18 protein-coding genes and 7 pseudogenes are annotated in these 24,945 nt (G+C 57.7%); 20 read left to right on the top strand and 5 right to left on the bottom strand.

The window, feature by feature from the left end:
• From NB311A_RS22785 to NB311A_RS18480, 5 genes and pseudogenes are all read left to right on the top strand, one after another.
• Positions 1 to 908 (top strand): annotated as a pseudogene (locus NB311A_RS22785) (IS21 family transposase); the annotation flags it as partial.
• Positions 908 to 1,771: an IS21-like element helper ATPase IstB gene (istB, locus tag NB311A_RS18490; RefSeq protein WP_009800221.1), complete on the top strand. Its 864-nt coding sequence runs from the start codon at positions 908 to 910 to the stop codon at positions 1,769 to 1,771. The pseudogene NB311A_RS22785 and the gene istB, both read left to right, overlap by 1 nt.
• Positions 1,772 to 1,786: 15 nt before the next feature.
• Positions 1,787 to 3,478 (top strand): HAD-IC family P-type ATPase, encoded by a 1,692-nt coding sequence (locus tag NB311A_RS18485; RefSeq protein WP_245257036.1) that lies wholly within the window; start codon positions 1,787 to 1,789, stop codon positions 3,476 to 3,478.
• A 427-nt stretch (positions 3,479 to 3,905) separates the two neighbouring features.
• A complete protein-coding gene (locus NB311A_RS22130; RefSeq protein ID WP_165475277.1) occupies positions 3,906 to 4,076 on the top strand; it encodes a hypothetical protein in 171 nt (56 codons plus the stop codon).
• Positions 4,077 to 4,512: 436 nt separating this feature from the next.
• Positions 4,513 to 4,845, top strand: a complete 333-nt coding sequence (locus NB311A_RS18480) for a hypothetical protein (RefSeq protein WP_009800218.1) — start codon at positions 4,513 to 4,515, stop codon at positions 4,843 to 4,845.
• 446 nt (positions 4,846 to 5,291) lie between these two features.
• Here NB311A_RS18480 and NB311A_RS18475 read toward each other — a convergent pair whose 3' ends face one another.
• Entirely contained in the window at positions 5,292 to 5,561 is a 270-nt protein-coding gene (locus NB311A_RS18475) for a hypothetical protein (protein WP_131522938.1), read from the bottom strand.
• 1,076 nt (positions 5,562 to 6,637) lie between these two features.
• Between NB311A_RS18475 and NB311A_RS18470 the strand changes: the two are divergent.
• Positions 6,638 to 6,994: pseudogene (locus NB311A_RS18470) on the top strand (DUF1269 domain-containing protein); the annotation flags it as partial.
• Positions 6,995 to 7,044: 50 nt separating this feature from the next.
• On the opposite strand, the gene NB311A_RS18465 reads toward NB311A_RS18470, so the two are convergent.
• A protein-coding gene (locus tag NB311A_RS18465) for an IS3 family transposase (RefSeq protein WP_086008686.1) occupies positions 7,045 to 8,396 on the bottom strand; the annotation gives its coding sequence in 2 pieces (ribosomal slippage) (positions 7,045 to 8,060 and positions 8,060 to 8,396; 1,353 coding nt in all).
• A gap of 169 nt (positions 8,397 to 8,565) precedes the next feature.
• Between NB311A_RS18465 and NB311A_RS22780 the strand changes: the two genes are divergently transcribed.
• From NB311A_RS22780 to NB311A_RS18445, 3 genes are all read left to right on the top strand, one after another.
• Positions 8,566 to 9,072, top strand: a complete 507-nt coding sequence (locus NB311A_RS22780) for a hypothetical protein (protein ID WP_009800214.1) — start codon at positions 8,566 to 8,568, stop codon at positions 9,070 to 9,072.
• Entirely contained in the window at positions 9,069 to 9,533 is a 465-nt protein-coding gene (locus NB311A_RS18450; RefSeq protein WP_009800213.1) for a YidH family protein, read from the top strand. The genes NB311A_RS22780 and NB311A_RS18450 overlap by 4 nt, the downstream gene beginning before the upstream one ends.
• Positions 9,534 to 9,674: 141 nt before the next feature.
• The gene (locus NB311A_RS18445) at positions 9,675 to 10,037 is read left to right on the top strand and encodes a DUF1622 domain-containing protein (protein ID WP_009800212.1); all 363 of its coding nucleotides are present in this window, start codon (positions 9,675 to 9,677) and stop codon (positions 10,035 to 10,037) included.
• Positions 10,038 to 10,346: 309 nt separating this feature from the next.
• Here NB311A_RS18445 and NB311A_RS18440 read toward each other — a convergent pair whose 3' ends face one another.
• On the bottom strand, positions 10,347 to 11,321 hold the full coding sequence (locus tag NB311A_RS18440) for a helix-turn-helix domain-containing protein (protein ID WP_009800211.1): 975 nt from the start codon (positions 11,319 to 11,321) through the stop codon (positions 10,347 to 10,349).
• Positions 11,322 to 11,562: 241 nt separating this feature from the next.
• Between NB311A_RS18440 and NB311A_RS18435 the strand changes: the two genes are divergently transcribed.
• The 10 genes and pseudogenes from NB311A_RS18435 (at position 11,563) to NB311A_RS18395 (ending at position 21,235) form a co-directional block, all read left to right on the top strand.
• Entirely contained in the window at positions 11,563 to 13,005 is a 1,443-nt protein-coding gene (locus NB311A_RS18435) for a DUF3300 domain-containing protein (RefSeq protein WP_245257035.1), read from the top strand.
• A gap of 7 nt (positions 13,006 to 13,012) precedes the next feature.
• The gene (locus NB311A_RS18430; protein WP_245257034.1) at positions 13,013 to 14,002 is read left to right on the top strand and encodes a DUF2950 domain-containing protein; all 990 of its coding nucleotides are present in this window, start codon (positions 13,013 to 13,015) and stop codon (positions 14,000 to 14,002) included.
• Between the two features lie 231 nt (positions 14,003 to 14,233).
• Positions 14,234 to 15,235, top strand: a complete 1,002-nt coding sequence (locus NB311A_RS18425) for an HAD family phosphatase (protein WP_083780514.1) — start codon at positions 14,234 to 14,236, stop codon at positions 15,233 to 15,235.
• 47 nt (positions 15,236 to 15,282) lie between these two features.
• Positions 15,283 to 15,528, top strand: a complete 246-nt coding sequence (locus tag NB311A_RS18420) for a DUF3302 domain-containing protein (protein WP_040676041.1) — start codon at positions 15,283 to 15,285, stop codon at positions 15,526 to 15,528.
• Positions 15,525 to 16,466: an HlyD family secretion protein gene (locus tag NB311A_RS18415; RefSeq protein ID WP_009800206.1), complete on the top strand. Its 942-nt coding sequence runs from the start codon at positions 15,525 to 15,527 to the stop codon at positions 16,464 to 16,466. Before NB311A_RS18420 ends, NB311A_RS18415 begins: the two co-directional genes overlap by 4 nt.
• A gap of 979 nt (positions 16,467 to 17,445) precedes the next feature.
• Positions 17,446 to 18,366 carry a transporter gene (locus NB311A_RS18410; RefSeq protein ID WP_116394809.1) on the top strand — a complete coding sequence of 307 codons (921 nt, stop codon included), beginning with the start codon at positions 17,446 to 17,448 and terminating at the stop codon, positions 18,364 to 18,366.
• A 64-nt stretch (positions 18,367 to 18,430) separates the two neighbouring features.
• Positions 18,431 to 19,365 (top strand): annotated as a pseudogene (locus NB311A_RS18405) (transposase).
• A 275-nt stretch (positions 19,366 to 19,640) separates the two neighbouring features.
• Positions 19,641 to 19,769, top strand: a pseudogene (locus tag NB311A_RS20880) (transposase); the annotation flags it as partial.
• A 315-nt stretch (positions 19,770 to 20,084) separates the two neighbouring features.
• Positions 20,085 to 20,549, top strand: coding sequence for a nuclear transport factor 2 family protein (locus tag NB311A_RS18400; protein ID WP_009800202.1), 465 nt, complete (start codon positions 20,085 to 20,087; stop codon positions 20,547 to 20,549).
• Positions 20,550 to 20,572: 23 nt separating this feature from the next.
• Positions 20,573 to 21,235 carry a TetR/AcrR family transcriptional regulator gene (locus NB311A_RS18395; RefSeq protein WP_009800201.1) on the top strand — a complete coding sequence of 221 codons (663 nt, stop codon included), beginning with the start codon at positions 20,573 to 20,575 and terminating at the stop codon, positions 21,233 to 21,235.
• 935 nt (positions 21,236 to 22,170) lie between these two features.
• Here NB311A_RS18395 and NB311A_RS18385 read toward each other — a convergent pair.
• A pseudogene (locus tag NB311A_RS18385) lies at positions 22,171 to 22,506 on the bottom strand (transposase); the annotation flags it as partial.
• A gap of 144 nt (positions 22,507 to 22,650) precedes the next feature.
• On the opposite strand from NB311A_RS18385, the pseudogene NB311A_RS18380 reads away from it, so the two are divergent.
• Positions 22,651 to 23,912: pseudogene (locus NB311A_RS18380) on the top strand (IS110 family transposase); the annotation flags it as partial.
• A 243-nt stretch (positions 23,913 to 24,155) separates the two neighbouring features.
• On the opposite strand, the pseudogene NB311A_RS18375 reads toward NB311A_RS18380, so the two are convergent.
• A pseudogene (locus tag NB311A_RS18375) lies at positions 24,156 to 24,713 on the bottom strand (IS3 family transposase); the annotation flags it as partial.
• Positions 24,714 to 24,945 lie beyond the last annotated feature (232 nt).

Raw genomic sequence — 24,945 nt, 5'->3', positions numbered from 1 at the left:
ACATGAAGACGGCGGTAGAGACGATCTTCGTCGGCAAGGATCGCCGCTACAATCGCCGCTTCCTGCAGATGTGCAGCCACTATCTGATCGATCCGGTCGCCTGCACGCCGGCGTCGGGCTGGGAGAAGGGTCAGGTCGAGAACCAGGTCGGGCTGGTCCGGGAACGGTTCTTCACGCCACGGCTGCGGTTCAAAACCCTGGACGAGTTGAACGCGTGGCTTCTGGATAAGTGCATCGCCTACGCCAAGGCGCACCGACATCCAGAACTGGCCGAACAGACGGTCTGGGAGGTGTTCGAAGCCGAGCGGCCCAAGCTCGTTCCCTATGCTGGCCGGTTCGACGGATTCCACGCGGTGCCGGCATCGGTCTCGAAGACCTGCCTGGTGCGCTTCGACAACAACAAATACTCGGTCGCTGCCAGCGCCGTCGGGCGCCCGGTCGAAGTTCAAGCCTATGCCGATCGCATCGTGATCCGTCAGGACGGGCGCATCGTTGCGGAGCATCCGCGATCGTTCGGACGCGGCGAGACGACCTACAATCCCTGGCACTACGTGCCGGTGCTCGCGCGCAAACCCGGGGCCTTACGTAACGGCGCACCCTTCAAGGACTGGGTGTTGCCGGCCGCGATCGAACGGATCCGGCGCAGGCTCGCCAGCACCGACGACGGCAATCGACAGATGGTCGACATCCTCAATGCGGTGCTGACGGACGGTTTGTCGGCGGTCGAAGCCGCCTGCGCCGAGGCGATCGCTCATGGCGTTCATTCCGCTGACGTCGTTCTCAACATCCTGGCTCGCCAACGCGAACCCGCTGCACCGGCCAACATTATGACGCCGGCGGCACTGACGCTCCGCCATGCGCCGATCGCCGATTGCGCCCGTTACGACAACCTCCGGAGGACCATCTGATGGAACGAACCCAAATCTTCGACCTCATGGGTGAGCTCAAACTCTACGGAATGAGGGCTGCCTTCGACGAGATCATGGCGACGGCCGTCAAGCGCCAGCACGAACCTCAGCACATCGTCGGCGACGTGCTCAGCGCCGAGATCAACGAGAAGCAGGCGCGGTCGATCAAGTACCAGCTCACCATCGCCAAGCTGCCATTGGCCAAGGATCTCGATGACTTCCAGTTCGAAGGCACGCCGATCAATCAGACGCTCGTCAATGATCTCGCCGGCGGCGGCTTCATCGCCCAGCAGCGCAACGTCGTGCTCGTCGGCGGCACCGGCACAGGCAAAACCCACCTGGCCATCGCAATCGCCAGAAGCTGCATCCGATCCGGCGCCCGCGGTCGCTTCTACAACGTGGTCGACCTCGTCAATCGCCTCGAGATCGAGACCCGTAACGGACGTCAGGGCCGGCTTGCCGAACATCTGACCCGGATGGACTTCATCGTGCTCGACGAACTCGGATATCTGCCCTTTGCCCAATCCGGCGGCCAGTTGCTGTTCCATCTCGTCAGCCGGCTCTACGAGCGTGCTTCCGTCATCGTCACCACCAATCTCGCCTTCGGCGAATGGCCCAGCGTGTTCGGCGACGCCAAGATGACCACCGCGCTGCTCGACCGGTTGACCCACCACTGCGACATCGTCGAAACCGGTAACGACAGCTGGCGCTTCAAAAGCCGCGACGACGATCACGCCACCCGCGCTCGTCTCGTCTCCGCAATCCCGGCCAGCTCCGACGAGTCGAGCGCTACCCTCAAACCACGCCGCGCGAAGGGGTCAAAATTGAACGCCGATACGGGGTCAAATTTGCGAGCCGATTGACAGACGCTGATGGAGATGATGGTGACCTCCGTCGTCACGGCAGGCGAAGTCTATGAAGTCACTGGAGATGGTTACGCGCCCGAGGGCGAGGTCAAGGCGAACGGTCAGGCGGTCGGCGACCCACCCGAGACACTGGTGTTGATGGGCCGCGTATCGCTGCTGTGCAATGATGCCGAAATTTTCCAGGACGACGGCAAGTGGAAGGTCGAGGGTGACCCGACCGAGGGCGCGCTCTATCCCTTCGCCGCCAAGCTCGGCATGGACCGTGCGGCGGAAACCGCTGCTGCGCCGCGGATCGACGGGATTCCCTTCGAATCCGAACATAAGTTCATGGCCACCTTCAACCGGGGGGCCGGCGGCGAGATGCTGCTCGTGAAGGGCGCGCCGGAGGTAATCCTCGATCACTGCGACCGGCAGCAGACGGCGGACGCTCTGGAGCCCCTCGACCGCGGCCGTTTCATGCGGGAGGGCGATCGGCTTGCCGCGCAGGGCGAGCGCGTGCTGGGGCTCGCCTGGCTGCCCGCCCCGGGCCTGGTTGCAGGCAACCTCAAGGCTGAGGACCTTCCCAGAAATCTGATCCTGCTGGGCCTTGTGGGACTGATGGATCCGCCGCGCAAGGAGGCGATCGACGCCGTCAGGGAATGTCACGGCGGCGGCATCCGGGTGACGATGATTACCGGCGACCATAAGATCACCGCGGCGGCCATCGCGAAAATGCTCGGCATCGGCGATGGCACGACCGCCGTTGCCGGCACCGAGATCGAGGCCATGAACGAAGCAGCCTTGCAGGAGTGTGTGCGCGATGTGGACGTCTTCGCCCGTGCAAGCCCGGAGCACAAGCTACGGCTTGTGAAGGCGATCCAGGCCAACCGACAGATCGTCGCCATGACCGGCGACGGCGTGAATGATGCTCCGGCGCTCAAGAAAGCGGATATCGGCGTGGCCATGGGCATCAAGGGCACCGAGGTCACGAAGGAAGCGGCCGGGATGATTCTCGCCGACGATAATTTCGCCTCGATCTCGGCGGCAGTGAAGGAGGGTCGCACCGTCTACAACAATATCGAGAAGGCGATGCTTTTCCTGCTGCCCACAAATGTCGCCCAGGGCGCGGTGATCGCGGTCGCTGTTCTGTTTGCCTTTACTTTGCCGATCACCGCCCCGCAGGTGCTGTGGGTGAACATGGTCACATCCGTCGCCCTCGGCCTCGCCATTTCCTTCGAACCGCATGAGGCGGACGTAATGTTGCGACCGCCGCGCACAACGGATCGGCCGATCGTTACCGGCTTCGGGATATGGCGGATTCTTTTCGTCGGCGCGGCGCTCGTGCTCTATACGCTCGCAGCGTTCTTCTGGATGAAGGCGCAGGGCGCCTCTGACCCGTTGGCGCGCACGGTCGCCGTCAACGCCATCACGATAGGGCAGATCTTTTACTTGCTCAACAGCCGCTATTTGCTCGACTCCTCCCTGTCGGTGCGCGCCCATACGGGCAATCCCTATCTTTGGTACGGAATTGGCGTGGTCGTGGTGCTGCAGCTTCTGTTCACCTATGCGCCGCCGCTCCACGCAATCTTCGACACCGAGCCGCTGCCACAATCCGCCTGGCTTTGGCTGCTCGCCGGGGGAATCATCTTCTTCCTCGTGGTGGAGATCGAGAAGTTCATCGTCAGATCCAGTCCCGCGCTAAGAAAGGCCGCGACGTCTCGTTGACGCATCCCGCAGGCATTACCTCGCTCGGCAACTTGACGCCGAGCGAGTTGGCACGACAAATTCCAGCAGCTCCAGAAGTTACCGCGAACCTGGATCACAAAACGGGGCAGCTCCGTCCTCCGTTTCGGAGCGCTTTGCCTGCAAGGCTCCCGGCCGGCATCGCTCGACCCAGCGCGAGAAGCTGCAAAGCCGACCGGATGAAGAGGCATTGACGACCGACATAGGTTGCTCGAAAGCATCCGATCGCCCAATCGGACAGGCTCCTGGCGCAAAGCGAGTCTCTAGCGCAAAGCAAGTCTCTAGCGCAAAACAAGTCTTGGGAACGAACAAGCTCGCGATCCCTTAACCCTCATCACCGCGCGGCTCTTGGCAGACATCGGTGATGAGAACGCTCCGAGGCGCTCCCGCCCAAATACCGGAGCGCGCTATGTCAAAACTCGATCCTATTATCGGTGAGCCCGTGGCAGGTGAGCCTAATCCTGAGCTGGAGCGTGTGAGCGGTCCTCAGAAGGTCTTTGTTTTTTTGATCGCTGTCGGATTTATCGTTCTGATCGGACTGCTGGCCGATTTGCCGAGCGTCGCGAAGTTATTGCGATAAAAAACCCGTTGAAGTGGGGGTTATCGCAAAAAGCAGTACGAGCAGCGGGGATGTCCCGATCACAGGCTTGTGACCTGAAAATTTTGCAACTATGGGTTCAAAAAGCGCCTGCTCCAACGTCTTACTATAGAGACACGGCTTTGCTTGACATGCGGGTGAATAAAAACCTGCCAGAAGTCCTTCCGGCGATGGTGCACCCATGCGGGGCGACCCACGGATCCGCGCCTCCATGCCCCCGAACCTGAATTGGTCGCTTGATTCTATCAGGCGGGCCTTTGTTTGCTCTTGATGCATCCACGCGTCGTCAATCCGGGAGCGATTACGTCGCAATACGAGAGGTGAACTAACCGTAACGAAGGAACAGCAATTCCTTGGGAACGTGCTCGAGGCGCGCCGGTTTGGTCCTACATCCAACGAGAAAGAAGGAGCGCTTCCAATGAGCTACGATCCCGAAACGCGTCCGAGTGTGGGCAAAGACGTGCACCAGGACCCGCACGGTCGCCATCCACCGCCGGCTCCCGATAATATGCGGCCGTCCAGCAACTCGGGTCCCGCGGACACGCCAAATCCGGATCCTGGATATCCGGACCAAATGACCGTAAACCAGAAAAATCCCGACCATCAACAGAACCGAGGCGAGAGGCCGCAAGTTCAGCAACAGCGGAATGAAGACATCCGAAAGGCCGAAATCGGGAAGGCCGCAAAGAAAGATAATCCGGACAACAAATCTCAGGGGCAGGAAAAAGTTGGTTATAGCGGCGGCACTTGATCGCCTTACGAACAGTCCCTGGCTTCCTGAGCCATTTCCGAGAGCCCGCCGACGTGCCCCCATGTCGGCCGGGCCCAAACTTAGAGCATGATCCCGAAAAGTGGAAACCGGTTTTCGGAAAAGATCATGCTCAAACAAAAAGATAAGCGATGAGTCCGATTCAACGCGGTTGAAACAGACGCTAGTGGGCACTGCGTCGTAGCAGTCCTTGCCGTCTGACGCGTTCGCGCCCGCGGTTGAGTGAAGTTGTCTGAGAATCCGGCGAGGGCCAACATAGCAAAAGCCCGGCCAGCCGGTTAGGGCAGGCCGGGCTAGTCAGCGGAGGAACAGGCCAGAGGAGCAGGCCCAGGAGTATCTCCGATCTGGTCTCCTTACCGGCGATACTCACCACACTTAACATGACGCCAGAACGTTTGATTTGCGCTGGATCAATCTCGGTCAATCCATCACCAGCCACCCCCAGCAGCGCCAGCGTCACGCCAAACCCTAGCGAAATTGCTGACCGGTCCCTGACCCAACACCTTGTCGTAGATCAGCAGCAGCTTGCCGACGTACACGGCGACCGCGTAGCCGATGAGCTTCTCGGGCTCACACCGGTGGCCCAGCGATGCGATATTTAGTCTGCATCTCGGTCTCGCGCTGCTGTACAGCCTGGCCTTCAAAGCCAGCCGGATCGCTTCCGCCAGCAGCGCAAGCAATGGCCGAAAACCCCTCACGCATTAAGTCTGAAACCAGACCGCCTCACAGGGCAGTCCATGACCTGCCACCAAATCACCGCTCGTTGTTGCGTCGAGTAGATTTTCGTGATGAAGATGACGTTCGGGTGTGGAGGATATTCACCATGCTTTCGAAGCTAGTGAACGTTGCCGCGGGTGCCGCCACCTGTTTTGTGGCCGCATGGCCGGTCAACGCATCTGCAGATATTTTTATCACGACCGCCAGCATCAGACGAGGAGACTTGACGATTGAAGGTCGGATCCGGCGTACGGACGACCCAACCGTCGAAATCCAGATCAACCCAACCAGGACGGTGAAAGTTAAGAGTACGGCTACCGGCGGGTTCAGATGGACCGGACAGGAGTTTCCTGCAACCTGCATCGTCAAGGTCACCTCCGGATCCCACACCCGTGACGTGGTGATACAGAACTGCGGGCCTGCCGGGCCGCCGGGGCCGCCGGGGCCACCCGGGCCGGCAGGACCACCCGGACCACCCGGATCATCCGAGCCAAGCAAGGACTAATTGTTCAGTCCCGAACCGGGTAAGCTGAAACACGCGGCCCCGGTTCGCTTGGGCGACCGACAAGATGCGACGATGAAGCGGCGATATATACGCTCTCCGTATCCGGGTTGATCTGATCATCGGATGTTGGATTTTTCAGCGGGTTGACGAGAACATGCCGGGCGGCGTCCGATTTTCGGACGCGCGTTGGGCTATTGCGGCTCGCCCTTCGAGCTTGAGAAGCTCAGATAGCTCTCAGTAATGAGCGCGGCAGGATCGCGTCTAACGTTTACGGTGCTGAAGAATTATCCGCGCACGCGACAGCGGATGGATCGGTTAATTCCGAGAAGCTGCCGCTTGTGCAAGTTTAAGTAAAAGGCGGCGCGCGGTCTCCGAGGCGTCAGCTATTTCAACCTATGACGGAAGGCGCTGATGGGGATACCGCTCATCCATCTCACCCGTAAACGGATGGGCATGATTCCCTGCTTGTCATTTTTCTATCCTGTGAGGTACGCTACCCGAATGCTTTGAGAGTTTGGGAGACGTTCGGTTCTACTGCTTGGAGGAATTGCTATGGCTGAATTCCTGGTAGTCGGTTTTGATAAGGAAGATGACGCCGATCGGGTTCTAACTGAGCTAAACCGTTTGCAAAGCGAATACCTGATCGATCTGGAAGATGCTGTCGTCGCCATTCGCGACCCCGATGGCAAGGTCAGGATCAAGCAAAGCTTTAGCCTCACAAGCGCTGGCGCGGCCACGGGCGGGTTACGCGGCGCGATGTGGGGCACGCTGATCGGCCTTCTGTTTCTCAATCCGCTGGCGGGCTTTGCGCTTGGCGGAGCCGTCGGCGCTGGTTCCGGCGCGCTGGCCGGCAATATGATAGATTACGGGATCAATGACGATCTCATCTGTCCGTCGTCAGAACATTTGGCGCAGATGGCTGCCTGATTTAGCGGAGTGTCGGCCTCTGGTTGGTGATGTTAAGCGGCGAGCTTGCGGTGTTGCAAGCGCCTGAATTGGATTGTCTGTCGTTTGATCCTTTCGCGTTGTTCGATGATGGCAGAGGCCCTACCGAAGTAGGCGTCGGCCGGCGTGACGTTGCTGAGACTCTCGTGATAGCGGCGATGATTGTAATGTTCGACGAAGGCCTCGATCTGGTGTTCGAGATCGCCCGGCAGGAAGTAGTTTTCCAGCAGGATGCGGTTCTTGAGCGTCTGGTGCCAGCGCTCGATCTTGCCCTGGGTCTGCGGGTGAAGCGGCGCTCCGCGAACATGACTCATACCGTTGGCGTAGATCCATTCAGCGAGTTCGGCCGCGATGTAAGACGGCCCGTTGTCGCTGAGCAGCTTTGGCTTGTGCAGCACCCTGGCGCTGTCGCAGCCTGATGCCGTGAGCGCCAGTTCCAGTGTGTCGGTGACATCCTCGGCCCGCATGGTCGTGCACAGCTTCCAGGCGATGATGTAGCGGGAGAAGTCGTCGAGCACGGTCGACAGATAGACCCAGCCCCAGCCGATGATCTTGAAGTAAGTGAAGTCGGTCTGCCACATCTCGTTGGGCCGCTTCGTCTTGTCCTTGAACTCGTCGGCAGCCTTGATCACCACGAATGCCGGGCTGGTGATGAGATCGTGGGCCTTGAGCAGGCGATAGACGGTGGCTTCCGAGACGAAGTAGCGCTTCTCGTCGGTGAATCGCACCGCCAATTCGCGCGGCGACAGCTCGGATTGCTCCAGCGCCAATTCGATGATCTGAGCCTGGATATTGTCGCCGATGCGGTTCCAGACCCGGCTCGGCCGGGAAGGACGATCCTCCAACGCTTCGGGCCCGCCTTTAAGGTAGCGGTCATACCAGCGGTAGAAGGTGCGCCGAGCAATGCCGAGCTGATCGAGCGTCTTCTTCGCGGGAACATGCGACTGCTCAATCATCCTGATGATCTCGAGCTTCTCGGATGCGGGGTATCTCATTCGTCGTCGCCCCCATCCGCGATCATACTTTTTTTGAGCAGACGGTTCTCCAGCATCAGATCGGCAACCGCCTCTTTCAAGGCACGGGTCTCACGGCGCAGGTCCTGAACTTCACCGGTCGTCGCAGCACGAGCCGTGTCGCCAGCCAGCCGCCGTTTGCCAGCTTCCAGGAATTCCTTCGACCAGGTGTAGTAGAGGCTCTGGGCTATCCCTTCCTTGCGGCACAGCTCGGCGATGCTGTCTTCGCCCCGAAGCCCATCCAGCACGATCCGGATTTTGTCCTCTGATGAAAAGTGCCGCCGCGTCGCACGGCGGATATCTTTGACTACGTGTTCGGCGGAGCGTTTGCCGCCAGTCGACTTCGTGCTCATGTTCGTTCCTTCGTCTGCGACGAGAACCGAACACTCCTTAGATCACACCATCAATTCTGTGCCATAGGTGCTGATCCCGGACACGGTGGATACGTCAACAAGCCATGTCGGATTTCGCTGCGTCGTTCGCCAGCGAACAAACGGATAGTCTATTTCGGGAGAGGTGAAAATGAAGACCGATGCCTCCTCTCCAAAGACATCCTATTTTACATGGGGCGTGTTTGGTTTAACGGTCGCTCTTCTGGTCGTCGGAATTGCACGTCACGGATTTTCCCTTGATGTTCAGCAAAGATTCTGGACCGATATGTTCGCCCGCGTCGGCGGCCCGATGACGTTTCGCTTCTTTTTACAGCCCACGATGGCGGCGATTGCAGCATTGCACGACGGCCTCAAGGATGCCCGGCAGAGGCACAAGGCGTTCTTCTGGGCCAGGTGGTTTGATCGAACCCAGCAAACCGGCCGACTGCGCGAAGGCATCACCTCGGTCTCTCGGGTTTTGCTGTTGGGAGTCTGCATGGACGTCATCTACCAGTTCAAGGAGCAGGACGCATTCTATCCTGCGGAGGCCGCGGTGGTTGCGATCCTGCTGGCCGTTGTTCCGTATTTTGTTTTCCGATGGATCGTTGAGACCGTCGTCCGCCGTTGGTTCTCGCGGCGGGGAGGGGAAGCGTCATGAGCGATGGCAGGATCACGAACCAATCAGGCTCGGACGATATCTCTGTCGAACTTTCATCGCGGCGCACTGGAATGTCTTTTCAGCGCACGCGCATGAGTGCGGACCGCACGTTGATGTCCGTCATTCGCACGTCACTGTCGTTGATCTCGTTTGGTTTCACCATTTTTCAGGTGTTTCAGAAAATGCGTGACCAGAGCATTATTACGCATGCCGGCGCGGCCAGGAATTTCGGTGTAACCCTGGTTGGGTTCGGCATCGTCATGTTGATCGGCGGCATCGCCTATCACCTGCGGTTCATGCTGCACCTTCGCTATCAACGCGATGCCATGATTGCTGATGGCCTTGTGCACGGCGAAAGCAAATTCCCGGTTTCGCTGACGCTGCTCACGGCCATCATTCTTCTTCTGATCGGTATTTTTGCTATTGCCAGCATGATTTTCAACGTCGGGCCATTTGGGTAAAGCACCTATAAGCAGGGAAGAAGTGCGCGTCGAATCAGGAAGCCAAATCCTAGTGAGTGCGGATTGATCATGATTGTGGGGCCCCGGATCCAGATCGTCGCCTCATTTCTTTGGACGGCATTTTGACCAGGATCAATCCAAATGAAAGAACTGCTCGTTGTCGCGACTGAATACGCGGTCTTGATTGTCAACGCGATCGCGCTCCTGACCATTTTTCTGGGAACGATGGAGGCTTTCTTTACCGCCTTATGGATGTTGTTCACCGGCAGGGATGGTTATCGCAGACGCGCGATCTGGTTGCGTTATGCCCACTGGCTGGTCGCAGGTATGACTTTTCAATTGGCTTCCGACATCGTCGAGACGTCAATTGCACCCACCTGGGATGATCTTGGACGGCTGGCTGTGATCGCGGTGATCCGCACAGGATTGAACTTTTTCCTTGAACGAGATCTCTCCGAGATACGCGAGCGGCAACGAGATAGCCAGAGGACGCAATCCTCGTAAACCGCCTTTTAGTTCGCGAGGGGTGGCGTCATCGCCGCTAACCTCTCTCATCGGCAATGGCTTCCGCACAATACTCCGCTTGATATGCATGATGCCATCTGCGCAGGAGCGGCTTGTCATTTCTGATCGAAGCCGTATTCCGGTGACCCAGCGCAGCTCTCATGAGGGGGGCTTTCGGGTCAAATGTCATGATATGTGTCAATAATGAACGAATGGCTCAAAGAAATCGGCCGTGAAAAGGGAGATGACTGTCTGTGTAGTTTATAGATCGAGATCGGCGGCCATGCTGCAGGCCATGACATCCTGCCATTACATGGAGGACTCTCTTGTACCTCCTCGCCGGAGAGAGACTGTTTCGGACGGCAGTTCGCCAAAAAGCTCGTTGTACCAACCGGCAAACCGTCCCAGCTCGGTTATGCCCCAGCGGTGAACGGCGATTTTGATCGTACATGCCTTTTCGGTATCGCTGATCAATTCGTGTCGAATGCGATGCAGGCGTACTTTCTGGACATAGGAATAAGGTGTTTCATTCAACACCTCCAAAAACGCGCGATGCAGCGTGCGTTGGGAAGTTGACGCTGCAGCCGCAATGGCATCGATCGATAGCGGGCGATCCAGATTGCCGATAATGAACGCGCGGGCTTTCGCAACGATCCGGGCGTAACCGCGATGGGTCGGTTTACCGATATTCGGTCGAGGTTCTCTGCCCAGATGATAGATAAGGGTTTGGAGAAGATTGCTTCCTGCCATGGCGAAAGATGGGTCGTTGGGCGACAAGCCCGAGAAGTGAGGATTACCGAATTCAGCTTGAAGTTCCCTGAGGGGGGTGTCTGGCAGCGGCCGACCGACCACGCCGCTTTCGCCGAGGTCTTTTTCGGAGAGGGCCAGGCCGAGGTTAGCCGCCGTTTCCTCGAGAAGATCGAGTGAGAGTGTCGCCGTCGCAAAGAGCGAGCCGGGCATGTAAAGCGCGTCGTGGGAAGCGCCTGCCAGGAACACACCCACATTGCCTGTGGTGACGTCCGTCAGCCATTGTTTAGAGCCCGCTGGAAGGACAAGCCCTAGGCCGAGCGTCACGAGGCTTTCCGAAAGACAGCCCGTCAGTGCGACCTGACCGCCAATCTGTCCTGTGCTGTAGGCAATTCCGTCTTGCGTTGTGAAAGCAAGGCTTCCGGTCAGGGGCGAACAGGACATTTGCATTGTATCGAGGCCCGCCCCCTTCACGGCATCGCTCAACTCCTCGATTCTTGATATCGGAATCCGATCCCACAGAACCGTGTCATCCATGGCGTTGCTTCCGACATAAAGGCTCTAGCCTGAAACCTATCCCACTTTAGAGGATTGGAAAAGTTCCTCGTGAGGAATGTTGTATCCTCGGCAAGAACGGAGGACGAAAAACGGCGAATTCACAATGGCATGTCGTCATTAGCAGGTCCTGGCGGCATACGCATATTGCTTCGGGCCATTGCGCTGCATTCACGTTGGCTAAGATCGAAACGATCCGACGAGATGTTGGTCGCGCACGGGTATGAGTCTCAGGGCCAACTCGCAAGTTTTAATTGCGCTGATATCGTTCACAGAAGAGCGCGCGTCCGAAAATATTGAACACGCGATAAGCAAAGAGCCCAAAAGAACCCAACAACAGTGTTGTAAAGCTCTCGCAGGGAGACGTTCAATGCGGCGTCCGTTTCGATTATTCCGTTCTGCCCTGTTTCTTCTCTTGTTCTCGGCAATCACAACAACGGCAAATGCACAGGCGTCACTATCGTCAGCAGGGACAGTACCGCCGCCTTCTGCCGCTTCTTCCGGTCAACCGACTTCTGCTGACCTCCTGAAGCCGGAGCAAATTGATGCATTGGTCGCGCCGATCGCGCTCTACCCCGATCCGTTATTATCGCAGGTTCTGATCGCTTCGACCTATCCACTGGAAGTGGTCGAAAGTGCGCGTTGGGTGAAAACAAATTCAAACCTTAAGGGCGACGCGCTCAAGGCGGCTGTCGACCAGCAGACGTGGGATCAGAGTGTCAAGTCGCTCGCGGCGACGCCAAGCGTTCTGCAAATGATGAGCGACAAGCTCGACTGGACCCAGAAACTTGGCGACGCCGTACTGGCGCAGCAAGCAGACGTCATGGACGCAGTTCAGCGTCTGCGCGCTCGGGCAGATGCCAACAACAAACTGATGACGACCAAGCAGCAAAAAGTCATCAAGACAAAAGAGAATAACAAGGACGTTATCGTTATCGAGCCTGCGGAGCCAAATACAGTTTACGTGCCATACTACAATCCGGCAGTGGTTTACGGAGCATGGCCGTATTCCGCCTATCCGCCTTATTACTGGGGCGCGCCGGGTTACGTCGCCGGTGCGGCGATCGCGACCGGAATCGCATTTGGCGCCGGCTATGCGATCGGACGCTGGACGTCCGGGGGATGGGGTTGGGGCGGCGGGTTTGCCTGGGGCAACAACAACATCAATTTTAACCGCCAGATCAACATCAATAGTAACGGCAACAATTTCATCAGCGGACAGACCTGGCATCACGATCCCGCTCATCGTCACGGTGTACAGTATCACAACGCTGCTGTACGTCAGCAGTTCAGCGGCAATCGTACCCAATCGGGTCGCGCCGAGCGGATGGATTTCCGTGGTCACAATGGCCAACAGGTCTTGCGTCCCGACGCCGGTAACCGTCCGGGACGCGGCAATAAGGCAGGCAATCGTCCGGGTAGTGACCGGGCCGGGCGCGACGTCGCCAACCGCGGCAAAGCAAGAGCGACCCGGCCCGCCAATCGACCGAATGCCGCCAGCCGTAGACACGAGGGAGCCTTTTCACACATGGGCCGGGGTGACTTTGCGCACGCCTCGGCTGCGCGGGGCCGTGCCAGCTTTGGAGCGGGTCCCCGTAGGGGCGGTATGCGCGGCGGTGGCTTCCATGGTGGTGGCTTCCATGGCGGCGGCTTCCATCGACGCTGATAGAAGCATGACCCGACTGAAAGGACACGCGATGCACAATCCCGGCCAGGCAGTTCTGAGTGTTGCAAGGGGTAGATCTGTTGTTGCAGCTCTGTTCGGCGTCCTGCTGACGATGTGCCTCCAGCAAGCAGCGTTTGCGCAGGCGAAGTTCGTCACTCCGGAAGAGGCGGCTGACAAGCTGGCCGCCGCTGTCCGGAGCGGAGCCGAAAAAGGCATTCTTCACATTCTTGGCCCTGACGGGAAGGATATTCTGTCGTCCGGCGACACGATCGAAGATGAGAAAACTAGGTCGCTTTTCTTGACAGCTTTTGATCTTCGGCATCAGGTCGTGAAGGAGGATGACGATGAGGCAGCTCTCGTCGTCGGCTCCCAGGACTGGCCGATGCCCATACCGATCATCAGAAGGGATGGCAAATGGTCCTTTGATGCGGCGGCCGGGCGGCGCGAGATTCTATACCGGCGCATCGGCCGCAATGAGCTTCAGGCCATTCAGGTCAGCCTCGCTTATGTCGATGCGCAGAACGATTACATCGACATGAATCCGGAAAAAAGCGACCCGCCGGCCTATGCGCAAAAAGTCATCAGCAGCGAAGGAAAAAAGGATGGCCTCTATTGGCCTGCTGCGGCGAACGAATCCGAAAGCCCTCTGGGGGCGGCCTTCGCGCTGGCTACTGCTGCAGGCTATCGCCTGACTGGCGAGCGGACGCCGTTCTACGGTTATTACTACAAAATTCTTCCCGCGCAGGGCACGAAGGCGCCGGGCGGTGCGGTGAACTATGTGGTCAACGGAAAGATGATCGGCGGCTTTGCGCTCATCGCGTATCCAGCGGTCTATGGCAATTCCGGCGTGATGACGTTTCTCGTCAATCACGACGGCGTCGTCTACCAGAAGGACCTGGGCGAGAAAACCGACGAGATTGCATCCGACATCAACAAGTTCAATCCGGATCAGACCTGGAAGAAGGTGCCCGGCGAGAATCTGGTCGCTGTGCATTGATCTGGATTGTGAGCGGATATCCGTCATGACTTTTTTTCCTCTGCAGAGGCTAGAAGTTCAAGTTCTTGGATTCAACCGAATGGAGTGAACGATGAAAAGGGGATTGTCTTGCTTTTCAAAAGCGAGAAGTAGCGGGATTTGGAATTGCAGCATCGCTTCTGCTGAATTGAAAAAATTATCCGCGATTCTGAGATGAGCGCAACTGCGCGAATATCACGTACGAGGATTCTCATGAGGTTGTCTCGGCTGATCTTCGTAGTTTGTCTTTTCGCGATAACCGCCTGCGGCAGTTTCAGGTCTTTTGCGCAAACCGATCCACTTCCGTCTTGGAACGAAAGCCGGGCAAAAACTTCAATAATTGATTTCGTTCAGCGAATAACCGCGCGGGATTCATCGGACTTTGTGGCGCCCGAACAGCGCATCGCGGTGTTCGACAATGACGGTACGTTGTGGACGGAACAGCCTTACTATTCTCAAATCGCCTTTGTCTTCGATCAGATCAAAGTGATGGCACGACAGCATCCAGAGTGGAAGAGGAGGCAACCCTTCAAAGGCATAATCGAGGGAGATATCAAATCCGCGCTTGCGACCGGACAGAGAGGGCTTGAGGAAATTCTTGCCGCCACTCACGCCGGCATGACGACAGAGGAATTTGCCAAATCGGTTCTCGCGTGGAACCAGACAGCAAAGCATCCACGGTTTCATCGGCCGTACACCGAGCTTGTCTATCAGCCGATGCTAGAAATGCTAACCTACCTTCGCTCCAACGGCTTTAAAACTTTCATTGTCTCAGGCGGAGGGGTCGAATTCATGCGCCCGTGGACGGAAAAGGTTTACGGCATTCCGCCCGAGCAGGTGGTCGGATCGTCGGGGGTGGTTAAACTTGTATCTGGGAAGGACGGTCAACCTCGACTCCTCAAGACTGCGAAAGTGGAGTTCGTCGACGATGGATCGGGTAAGCCGGTTGGCATCAATCGATTCATCGGTCGTCGACCAATCTTTGCATTTGGAAATTCGGACGGCGATTTGCAGATGCTGGAGTGGATCATGGCTGGCAATGGATTGCGCTTTGCGGGCCTAGTGCATCACACTGATGCCCAACGTGAATACGCCTACGATCGAAACTCAAAATTCGGAAAACTCGATAAAGCATTGGATGGAGCGGTCGTTAGGGACTGGACCGTAGTCGATATGAAGAAAAATTGGAAAACCATTTTCCCTCCAGATCACTGATTGGCGCATGTCAGGCGATAATGGGAACTCGCCCCGAGGAATTTATCATGAGCGTGCTCGATATCTTCGCCTGGATCGTGTTGTTGATTCTGGTCGCAAGCGCCATTGCAATGTTCTTCATTATGGGTTGGCTGCCTGGCCATATCGCAAAAACGCGCAACCACCCTCAGGCTGAAGCTGTTACGGTTGCTGGGTGGGTGACGCTTATATTCGGCTTCGCGCTGTGGCCATTGTCAGTGATCTGGGCTTACGTCGACATTCCCGCCGTTCGCAAGGCAGAGCAGCAGCAATGATCGTTGCAATCCTGAATGTTTATCTGGTGCTTCTGTTTGTGCTCGTAAAGCTGCATATCGTGCGCTTCAACCTATTCTGGAAGGTATCACCTCTTCTGATGCTGTTTTTGCTACTGTTCGGGTTGTTTATCCCAATGGGATGGGGAGCGCCTCAAGGGCCGGCACTGGTGGTCCGCCAGTCGGTTGCGATCGTGCCGAACGTCGCAGGTGAAGTCGTGGACGTGCCGGTTGCGGTAAACACGCCGCTGAAGACGGGTGATGTGCTCTTTAAAATTGATCCGGCGCCGTATGACGCCAAGGTCCAGACAATCTCGGCGAAGTTGAAGCTGGCGTCGACGCGCCTGAGTCAGATGACGACGCTGTATGAGCGAGAAGCGGGCCGCCGCTTTGACGTCGAGCAGCGCCAGTCCGAGGTCGATCAGCTGAAAGGCCAGCTTCAGGCTGCGCAGTGGAATTTGGAAAAGACTATCGTTCGTGCGCCAAGCGAGGGTTATGTGACAAATGTCGCCCTTCGCACTGGCGCTCGTGTCTCCAACATTCCACTCTCACCGGTGATGGCTTTCATCGATACGACAGACACGCTAATCGGTGTTGAAGTCGATCAGATCTACGCACGCTTTCTGAAGCCAAGCCAGCCGGTAGAGGTAACGTTCAAATTCAGGCCGGGACAGATCTATACCGGGAAGGTGGAAACTGTTCTGCAGGCAATCGCCACAGGGCAGGTGCAGACGTCTGGTGCAGCGGTTGCGCCGAAAAGCATCCAGGCCAATCCGTTCGTTGTGCGTGTCAGATTGGATGATGCAGCCTTTGCTGCAAGCCTGCCTGCGGGAAGTATTGGCGTGGCGGCGATCTTTACCGATCGGGTCAAAGTTACGCACGTCATTCGGAAAGTGTTGCTCCGGCAGATTGCGATCACAAATTACGTGAACCCGTTCTAAGGCTTTTCAGTATAACTCATATGCCAAGAAACTATATTATAGCTGCACGATATATGCAGCCGCGCATGCGGTGGTTGGGAAAAAGAGATTTCCGATCTGCGAGCCGCATTCGCAAGGTGGGATAAAAGTCGCTGAGCGCCCTGAACTCAGGTCGCAAATGGATTGCTAATACTGGTAGCCGACAAGACCGACAATCTATTGCTTGGTGATGAAGCGCGACGTCCCGAGGCCGGGTTGGAAGTCGACGCCGCCGATATTGCGGGTAAGAATCACGCGATAGCTGTAGGTCCAAGGTCCAATTTCTAGGCGCCGACTTGCTGCTAAAATATCGAAACAAACGGCCAATTGGCTTTCGCATATGCCGCTGCATTGCGTCTTGAGTACGTGCCTGCTCGAGGAGGCCTGCATGATTGTGTTTGAACACCACGAAAGAGCAGGTCAACGCGGCCGTCTCCAAACACCACTGGACGACTTGGTGTCCAAACCGCGAATAATCATTCGCCGTCGTTCGAGAGTAAATCCCATTGTTGTTTTATCGCTCTTCTCCGCCGCGCTGTTATATGACGCAATATCAAGTCCAATTGCGCGAAGTATTTGGGGTGAATTGCCGAGACATCCGACCGGGTTTCCTCTGGCTGTCGGGATTGCTGCGGTACTAGTGTTGGCCTTCGCGGCTTATCTAATAAGTAGAACACTACGCTGGCGCTCCCGGCGTGGATCGCGCGGTGAGAACCAGGAACTGAGTTGATTATGCTAAATCGGGAAAGGTCCAGGTAAATCGACAGGCTATCAGCCGGGAGCATCCCGAGTCGTCCTATTTTAGACGATCGCTGCTTTGGGTGGCCGCGCGTGTTCTTGTTAATGAGGGATGCTGCGGCAAGCGCGGGTGGCTGCGTTGCGGCGTCACCGGATTCAGCAATAAGCTGTCTGTTAGTGAACGGTGATCAAGAAAATCGCTTTCGTGAATGGGATCAGACCGATGCGATATGCCGTCACCTATGCAATCGTCATAAGCGCGGTCGCTTGTTTATGGGGCGCCCCGGCGAATGCCGCTGAAGGCGGCATCGGCGCCTACCTGCTCGGATCGCGTTCGAAAGAAGCAGGCATTACGCCGCCCCCCGGCGTTTATTTCAATGACGATACTTATTTTTACGATGCGAAGATTGGTGGCGGAAGATCGTTGCCGCTTGGCGGATTGCTCATCGCGAACGTTTCGATGCAGACGTGGCTCAACTTGCCTACAACGCTTTGGGTAACGCCTGCGAAGATTTTCGGCGGTGATCTTGCATTCTCGTTCACATCGTCGGTTGGAGGGCCACGCGTCAACGCCAATCTGCTAGTCGACTCGCCGCGGTTCGGACCAATCGGCGTCAGCGCCACCGATGCCAACACCGCGCTCAGTGACTTCTTCGTACAGTCCTTTGTTGGATGGCAGGCCGGTAATTTTCACTGGCAGCTTGGTGTCGGCGGCATTTTTCCGTCCGGCACCTATGTGGCAGGTCAACTCTCAAACGCATCACTCAATCGGCGGGCGGTTGACCTGTTTGGTACGTTGACCTGGCTCGATCCAGCCATTGGCTGGGACCTGTCCGCCGCCGCTGGATTTACTTTCAACCAGACCAATATAGCCACGGACTACAAGACCGGCGATGAATTCCACCTGGAATGGGCGGCGACCAAATATCTGACCAAGAAATTCACGGTCGGCCTCATCGGTTACTACTATCAGCAGCTCACACCCGACAGCGGCACAGGCGCACGCCTTGGCGCGTTCGAAGGACGCGTGATGGCACTGGGTGGCTCCGTCGGATACACGTTCGAAGTTGGAAAGCTCCCTATTTCCACGCGGCTCAAGGTCTATCGCGAGTTTGACGCGACCAACCACCTAGCAGGCTGTTGAAAAAGCCAGTCGCGGCCGAGCTGTGAGCATGATTTATTGCTCCGAAGCGATTTGGAGATGATGAGTGCGCGGTGGTGACAATCTGACTGGCGAGCTGTTCAGCTACGTTGATCTGGAGGCGCGGGTTCGACGCGACCACCCGCTTCGCGCCATCCGGGTCACGGTGAACGAAGGGCTTGTCGCTTTGGAGCGGGAGTTCGCGGCGCTGTACTCGCCACTCGGGCGGCCGTCGATCCCACCCGAGAAGTTGCTCAGGGCGATGCTCTTGCAGGCGTTCTACTCGATCCGCTCGGAGCGGTTGCTTATGGAGCGGCTGGAATACGACCTTCTGTTCCGCTGGTTCGTGGGCATCGGCGTCGACCCTGGGCTTCGATGAAGAGCGTCAAACCGAAGGACGGCTCTGGCGAGCCGCCGGCCGGCGGCGTCGGGCGCAATGCCGAAGCCGACTTCCACGGCCAGAAGCGGACTAACGACACGCATGCCTCGACCACCGATCCGGACGCAAGGCTCTACAAGAAGGGCAAGGGCAAGGAGGCGAAGCTATGCTTCATGGGTCATGGGCTGATGGAGAACCGCCACGGCCTGTTGGTCGACGCCTGCCTGACGCTGGCCGACGGACATGCCGAGCGGGTGGCGGCGTTGCACATGATCGAACCTCGCGCCGACCGGCCCCTGGCCATCACACTTGGCGCTGATAAGGCCTATGACACGGAGGACTTCGTCAATGAGTTGCGCGCGATGAAGGTGACGCCGCACGTGGCGCAGAACACGAGAGGCCGAAGCTCGGCGATCGACGGACGCACGACGCGGCACAGCGGCTATGCCGTCAGCCAGCGTATCCGCAAGCGCATTGAGGAAGCCTTCGGCTGGATCAAGACGGTCGCCCGCCAGGACAAGACCCGCTTCCGCGGCCGCGACCGCGTCGAATGGGCCTTCACCTTCGCAGCCGCCGCTTACAATCTGGTGCGACTGCCGAAGCTCATGGCGGTGCCAGCATGACCCCCCGTCCCACGGCCACGCCAAACTGCTCGACAGCTCAATCCAAATCTCATCACAACGGCGATTAAGCCATCCCGAAAGCCAGACGGGACACTTCTTCAACAGCCTGCTAGAGGGAACGTCAGGTTTCTTCACCGTGTCCTTGCCATTGGCCTTCGATGGCAATGCGATGGCTCTCGAAACCGGTAAGAGCATTAAAGCCAAATTTTAGAGTCTCTTTTCTGGGATCAGCAAACCCCTCGCCTTTAGGCGACGGGATGCATTAGCATCGGGCGATGCAAACATCGAAGTCTGGCAGTCATACGGTATGGGACTGCAAATACCACCTTGTGTGGGTGACGAAGTATCGATTTTCAGTATTGGGCGGGGATATTGGCCTTCGTGCCCGGGAGTTGTTGCGGGAAATTGCCTTGAGCCCTTCCCAGCTCATCGTCGTACGGTTTGTCGGGACGGTTTCTCGGTCATAGCGCCGCCGATGTGAGATCGTTGCACAAGGGAGATAAGGTGCGTCGCAGCGCTTCAGCTGCGATAGGCGAGGCGGTGGCCTGCTGTACCTCACAGAGCTTGCGCCTGGCGTAAGCCCGACAAGCCTGCGAGTTCGATGGTGCCGCCTTCGCCGAGCCGAGCAGACGGTTGCGGCTATAGACCAAATGGTATATATTGGACCTATCGGTTTTGATATTGCTGTCAAAGTCATTCAGGCATCATAGGACGTCACCATGGCCACGCCTCTCGTACCGCCCTTTACCTTTGAAACCGCTACCGCCAAGGTGCGAATGGCGGAAGACGGCTGGAATAGCCGTGATCCGCAAAAGGTCGCGCTGGTTTACACGGAGAATAGCCAGTGGCGTAATCGCGCGGAGTTTCCCATCGGACGCAAGCAGATCATCGAGTTTCTCACTCGAAAATGGGCGAAAGAACTGGACTATCGTCTCATCAAGGAAATGTGGACCTTTTCCGCTACCCGCATCGCTGTGCGTTTCGCCTACGAGTATCATGACGACAGCGGCAATTGGTTTCGCGCCTATGGCAATGAGAACTGGGAGTTTAACGCCGCAGGCCTGATGCAACGCCGCTTCGCCTCGATCAATGATCTGCCGATTAAGGAAGCGGATCGCAAATTCCATTGGCCGCTGGGACGCCGGCCGGACGATCATCCTGGTCTGTCCGACCTTGATCTATAGAACTGAAGGAGCAACACAGAAGAATGGCGCGCACGGTTTTCGAGAAATGCGACGCGATCACGCGGGTGGCTGAGGTTTTTCGGGAACTCGGCTTTGAGGGTGCGTCGCTGTACGAGATAACCGAGCGCACTGGGCTCTCGAAGGGGAGCCTCTATCACTTTTTTCCCGAAGGGAAGGAAGGTATGGCACAAGAAATCCTCGCCGATGTCGACCAATGGTTTGTGCGCGAAGTATTCGAGCCGTTGGAGCGCGACGAGGCGTGTGTCGCGATCACGCGGATGTGGCAGGCGATCGATTCTTATTTCCGCTCCGGTCGCAGAATTTGCCTGTTCGGAGCGTTCGCGCTGGATGAGACACGGGATCGCTTCGCCAAGCCGATCCGGCTTTATTTCAAGCGCTGGATCGAGGCGCTTGATGGTGCACTGGTGCGGGCAGGCGTCGATGCTGTCACCGCGAGGTCGCTCGCGGAGGATATTGTCGGGGGAATTCAGGGCTCTCTCACGCTTGCACGTGCGCTTAAGGGAGACGCTGTCTTCAGCCGTACGCTGGCGCGTCTTCAGCGGCGCGTTGATGATGCGCTTTCACCCAAGCGCAAATCCCCATCGTATGCCTCAACCAGGAATAGTCTGAAAGAAGATTGTGATCGGGAAAGTGGCGCATCAGGCCGCCGAGATCGGGGGGAATGATCGACGGTCGCACGAACCGCATTCTGAGTCGTGCGCGCTGATGTTTCGCAATCAACGTGTTGTCCGCGATTTTCTGTGAGTGGCCATCGGGAAATGTTGTGTTCAAGAACGGTTGAGCGGGGCGTTCAACATCTATTTGAAAAGTCGATGACTAAGAGTGAGACTAGGTCGTGTTGACAAAGTGAATTCCCAAATCAGCGGAGGCGTGATTCAAGACTGCATTTTGGAGAGCAGTTTTGGTTTGCGACCTGATGACGGATCGAAAGCGACACCGATCCGATTCGGTATCGCCGCCCCAATCCTGACGGTCAGTTCTCTGGTAACATTCTTGATGAGGCAATGCGGGTCAAAATTGTACGCCGAAACACAGTCCGGATCGCAAGGCCGAGCGTCCCGCTGCTCACCTGGCCAACTTCAGCGGCATCGTTCAGGTCGACGGTTATCCCAATCGACGGACCATTCGTCCAAGCTAAAGAGTCAGTTGTCCAAGAGCCAGTTGCCCAAGGTAAAGAAGGACGAGGGTTGCAAAAGCCTCAGAGGAAGTGAATGGACCCAAATACCGTGGCGGTTATCGCCGCTGGTAGGATTTAGCGAAAGCGAATTCAATTTGCTCGAGATCAATTTTCCGGAGGCGACTGTCCGAGCGATGGCGGAAGCTGCGTTAATCGCAGCGCGCGACGCACGTCTCCAAGCCACCACCGGTAACGGCACGCAGCACTAAATTCCGACGTGCCATGCTTCGCCTAGTCGCCGTTGGCCCTAGCGCGCGTTCGAGGTCCCGGCGTCAGTTAATTTGAACTTCTGCGTAGGTTGAGCCGGCGCGATGTCTTAAAGGAATTCAGCTTGCCTTGCGCTTCTTGGCTGCCTTCTTTCTGACTGACGTCTTCTTGGCGGGCGCCTTTGGACTGCCCCTATGAGGTGGTCCGGTTTCAGTCTTAGTGCATGATGGGCTTTTCGGCCATTGCTTGCGCTGCTGGTGGGAGCGATCCGCCCGGCTTTGAAGACCAGACAATGGCCTCCGGTGCCGGTGGTTTGTATCCGAGCGATGAGTGAGGCCGCTCGGTGTTGTAGTAGCGCCGCCATGCTTCGATGATGACCTTTGCCTCGGCGAGGCTGTAGAAGATTTCGCTGTTGAGGAGTTCGTCGCGAAGCTTCGAGTTGAAGCTCTCGCAGTAGCCGTTCTCCCACGGGCTTCCGGGCTCGATGAACGCGGTCTTTGCGCCGACAGCCGCAATCCACTCCCGCACGGCCTTGGCGATGAACTCCGGACCGTAGCACATTGGGAAGTTGGTATTGCTGCTGGCTGACGGCGCGCGAAGCCCTGCGTAGCGCAGCGCGCCGTCCCGGCGGCCATGGCCGGTCAACAGGTCTCTAAAGTGAGTTTGTCGAGACAACACTTTGGAGAGTGAACGACCATGACCAAACGCCTTTCTACTCTCACCGATGCCGTACTGGTAGCGATCGACGTGTCCAAGCACCGCCAGGAGTGCTGATAGAGCGGCCTGAAGGCGGGCGCCGCCGACGGCTGACCGTGATGGCGACAAAGCCGGATTACGACCGATTGGCCGACGAACTCACAGCGATTGGACGTCCGATTCTTGTCGGCTTTGAAGCGACGGGTAACTATCATCGCACGCTCGCGTATCGGCTGCTCAGCGCCGGGTTCGATCTGCGTCTCGTCTCCTCGGTTGCGTTGGCCCGGACCCGAGAAGCGCTCCACAATGGTTGGGACAAGAATGATCCCAAGGACGCGCAGGTTATCCTGCATATGCTCAGGATCGGCGCGACACAGGTCTATGTCGATCCGCTCGCGGCCGACATCAATGACCTTCAGGAGCTGTCGAAGACGCACGAGACGATCTCCAGGGCGAAGACGCAGACGTGGCACCGCATCCTGACTCATTATCTGCCGCTCTACTTTCCCGAGATCGCCCGCTTTGCCGGCAACAGCCGGTCAGACTGGTTCCTGGCGTTGATCGAGCGCTTCCCCACGCCGGGCAGCATCACCGCGCTCGGTGTTGAAGCCTTCACAGGCGAGGCCTGGTCGCTCGTCGGCCGCAAGGTCTCGAAGGCGCAGCTGATCAACGATATCTACGAGACGGCCTCCTCATCGATTGCCTTGCCGGTCCGGAAGATGCCGCGGCGATCACTATGTTCCGCATGATCATTGCGCAGGCGCGCAGTTTGATTCAGCAGCGTAATCAAATCGAAGCGCTCGCACAAACGAGGCTGGCAGGGAATCGTGACTATGGGCTGCTGCGCCAGATCCCAGGCATGGGGCCGATCAACGCCCTGACAATCCTGGCAGAAGCCGGCGATCTCAGACGCTTCCGTCATCATCGCCAGTTCCTGAAGTTCTGCGGGCTCGACCTCGCCACCTGCCAGTCCGGCACGTTCCGAGGCCGGACCAAGTTATCGAAGTACGGCAATGCGCGCCTGCGCCGGACCTTCTGGATGGCTGCGCAGGTGGCGTCGCGCCAGCGCGACAACAGCTTCCGCGACAAGCTCGGCCGATACGTTGCCGGGCACGGGGACGATCCCGATCGCCGTCGCAAAGCGATGACTGCACTCACCGCCAAAATGGCGCGGGTGGCGCATGCCGTCGTCAAAACGGGAACACAATACCGACCGTTCGTCGAGCGGTCGGATGCCAGGTGGAAGGACCCCTCTCTGCAAGTGCCGTGAGGGCGCAAGACGCGACCCTGTAGATAATGTTCGGGCCTTCCACCTGGGGGCGTATCCCGTCTTAAGGACGGTGAAGACCACGGCCAACAAGCCGCTGATGGATCCTGTGTTTGCTATGGCAGGGAGCGATCCCATTGACGGTGGAGACCATCTGGATCAGTTTAACGACACCGGCCTATCGCCGGTGAACGGAGACCTGTTGACCAAAACCTCCCGCTGCTTACTGACATAAGACGTTATCAGAACGAACGTGGCCAGGCACGCCGCGCAGGATGAACAGGTCCGACAGGGCGTCGATGACGTCGGTCGAGTTGAGCTTGCGATCGATGCGGATTGCCAGACACTCCCGGGTGAACTCGTCGATGATGTTGAGCATGCGGAACTTCCTGCCATTGTGGGTCCGACCCTCGACGAAGTCGTAGGACCAGACATGGTTGGGGTGCTCCGGTCGAAGCCGGATACACGATCCGTCATTCAGCCAGAGACGTCCTCTCTTCGGTTGCTTCTGGGGAACCTTCAGCCCCTCCCGCCGCCAGATCCGCTCGACCCGCTTGGCATTCACCGTCCAGCCCTCGGACCGCAGCATCGCCGTGATCCTGCGATAGCCATAGCGGCCATACCGGGAGGCGAGCCGGATGATGTCGGCGGTCAACGCCTCCTCATCTGCTCGGCCTTTCGGCGTCTTGCGCTGCGTCGAACGATGCTGACCGAAAACCCTGCAGGCAAAGCGCTCCGAAACGGAGAACTTCACCATGACATGGTCGACGCAGCGACGGCGCCGGGAAGGGCTCAGATGGGGTATTCGGGGTTTTCCCTCGCCAAGGCGTCCGTTGCGAGGCGAGATTGAAGCTCCAAATATTCAACATCGAAGGAGCCCGTCATGTCACTATTTGCTGGCCTCGATATCTCTGTGAAGACGACCGCTATTTGCGTCCTGGACGCGAACGGGCGAGTCCTTCTCGAGACGATGGTTGATAGTGCACCAGAGGCAATAGCTGGTCGCTTGCACGAGTTTGGTCAGCCTT

The sequence above is a fragment of the Nitrobacter sp. Nb-311A genome (assembly GCF_000152905.1).
Lineage (GTDB): Bacteria > Pseudomonadota > Alphaproteobacteria > Rhizobiales > Xanthobacteraceae > Nitrobacter.
This window is presented reverse-complemented; position numbering and strand designations above follow the sequence as displayed.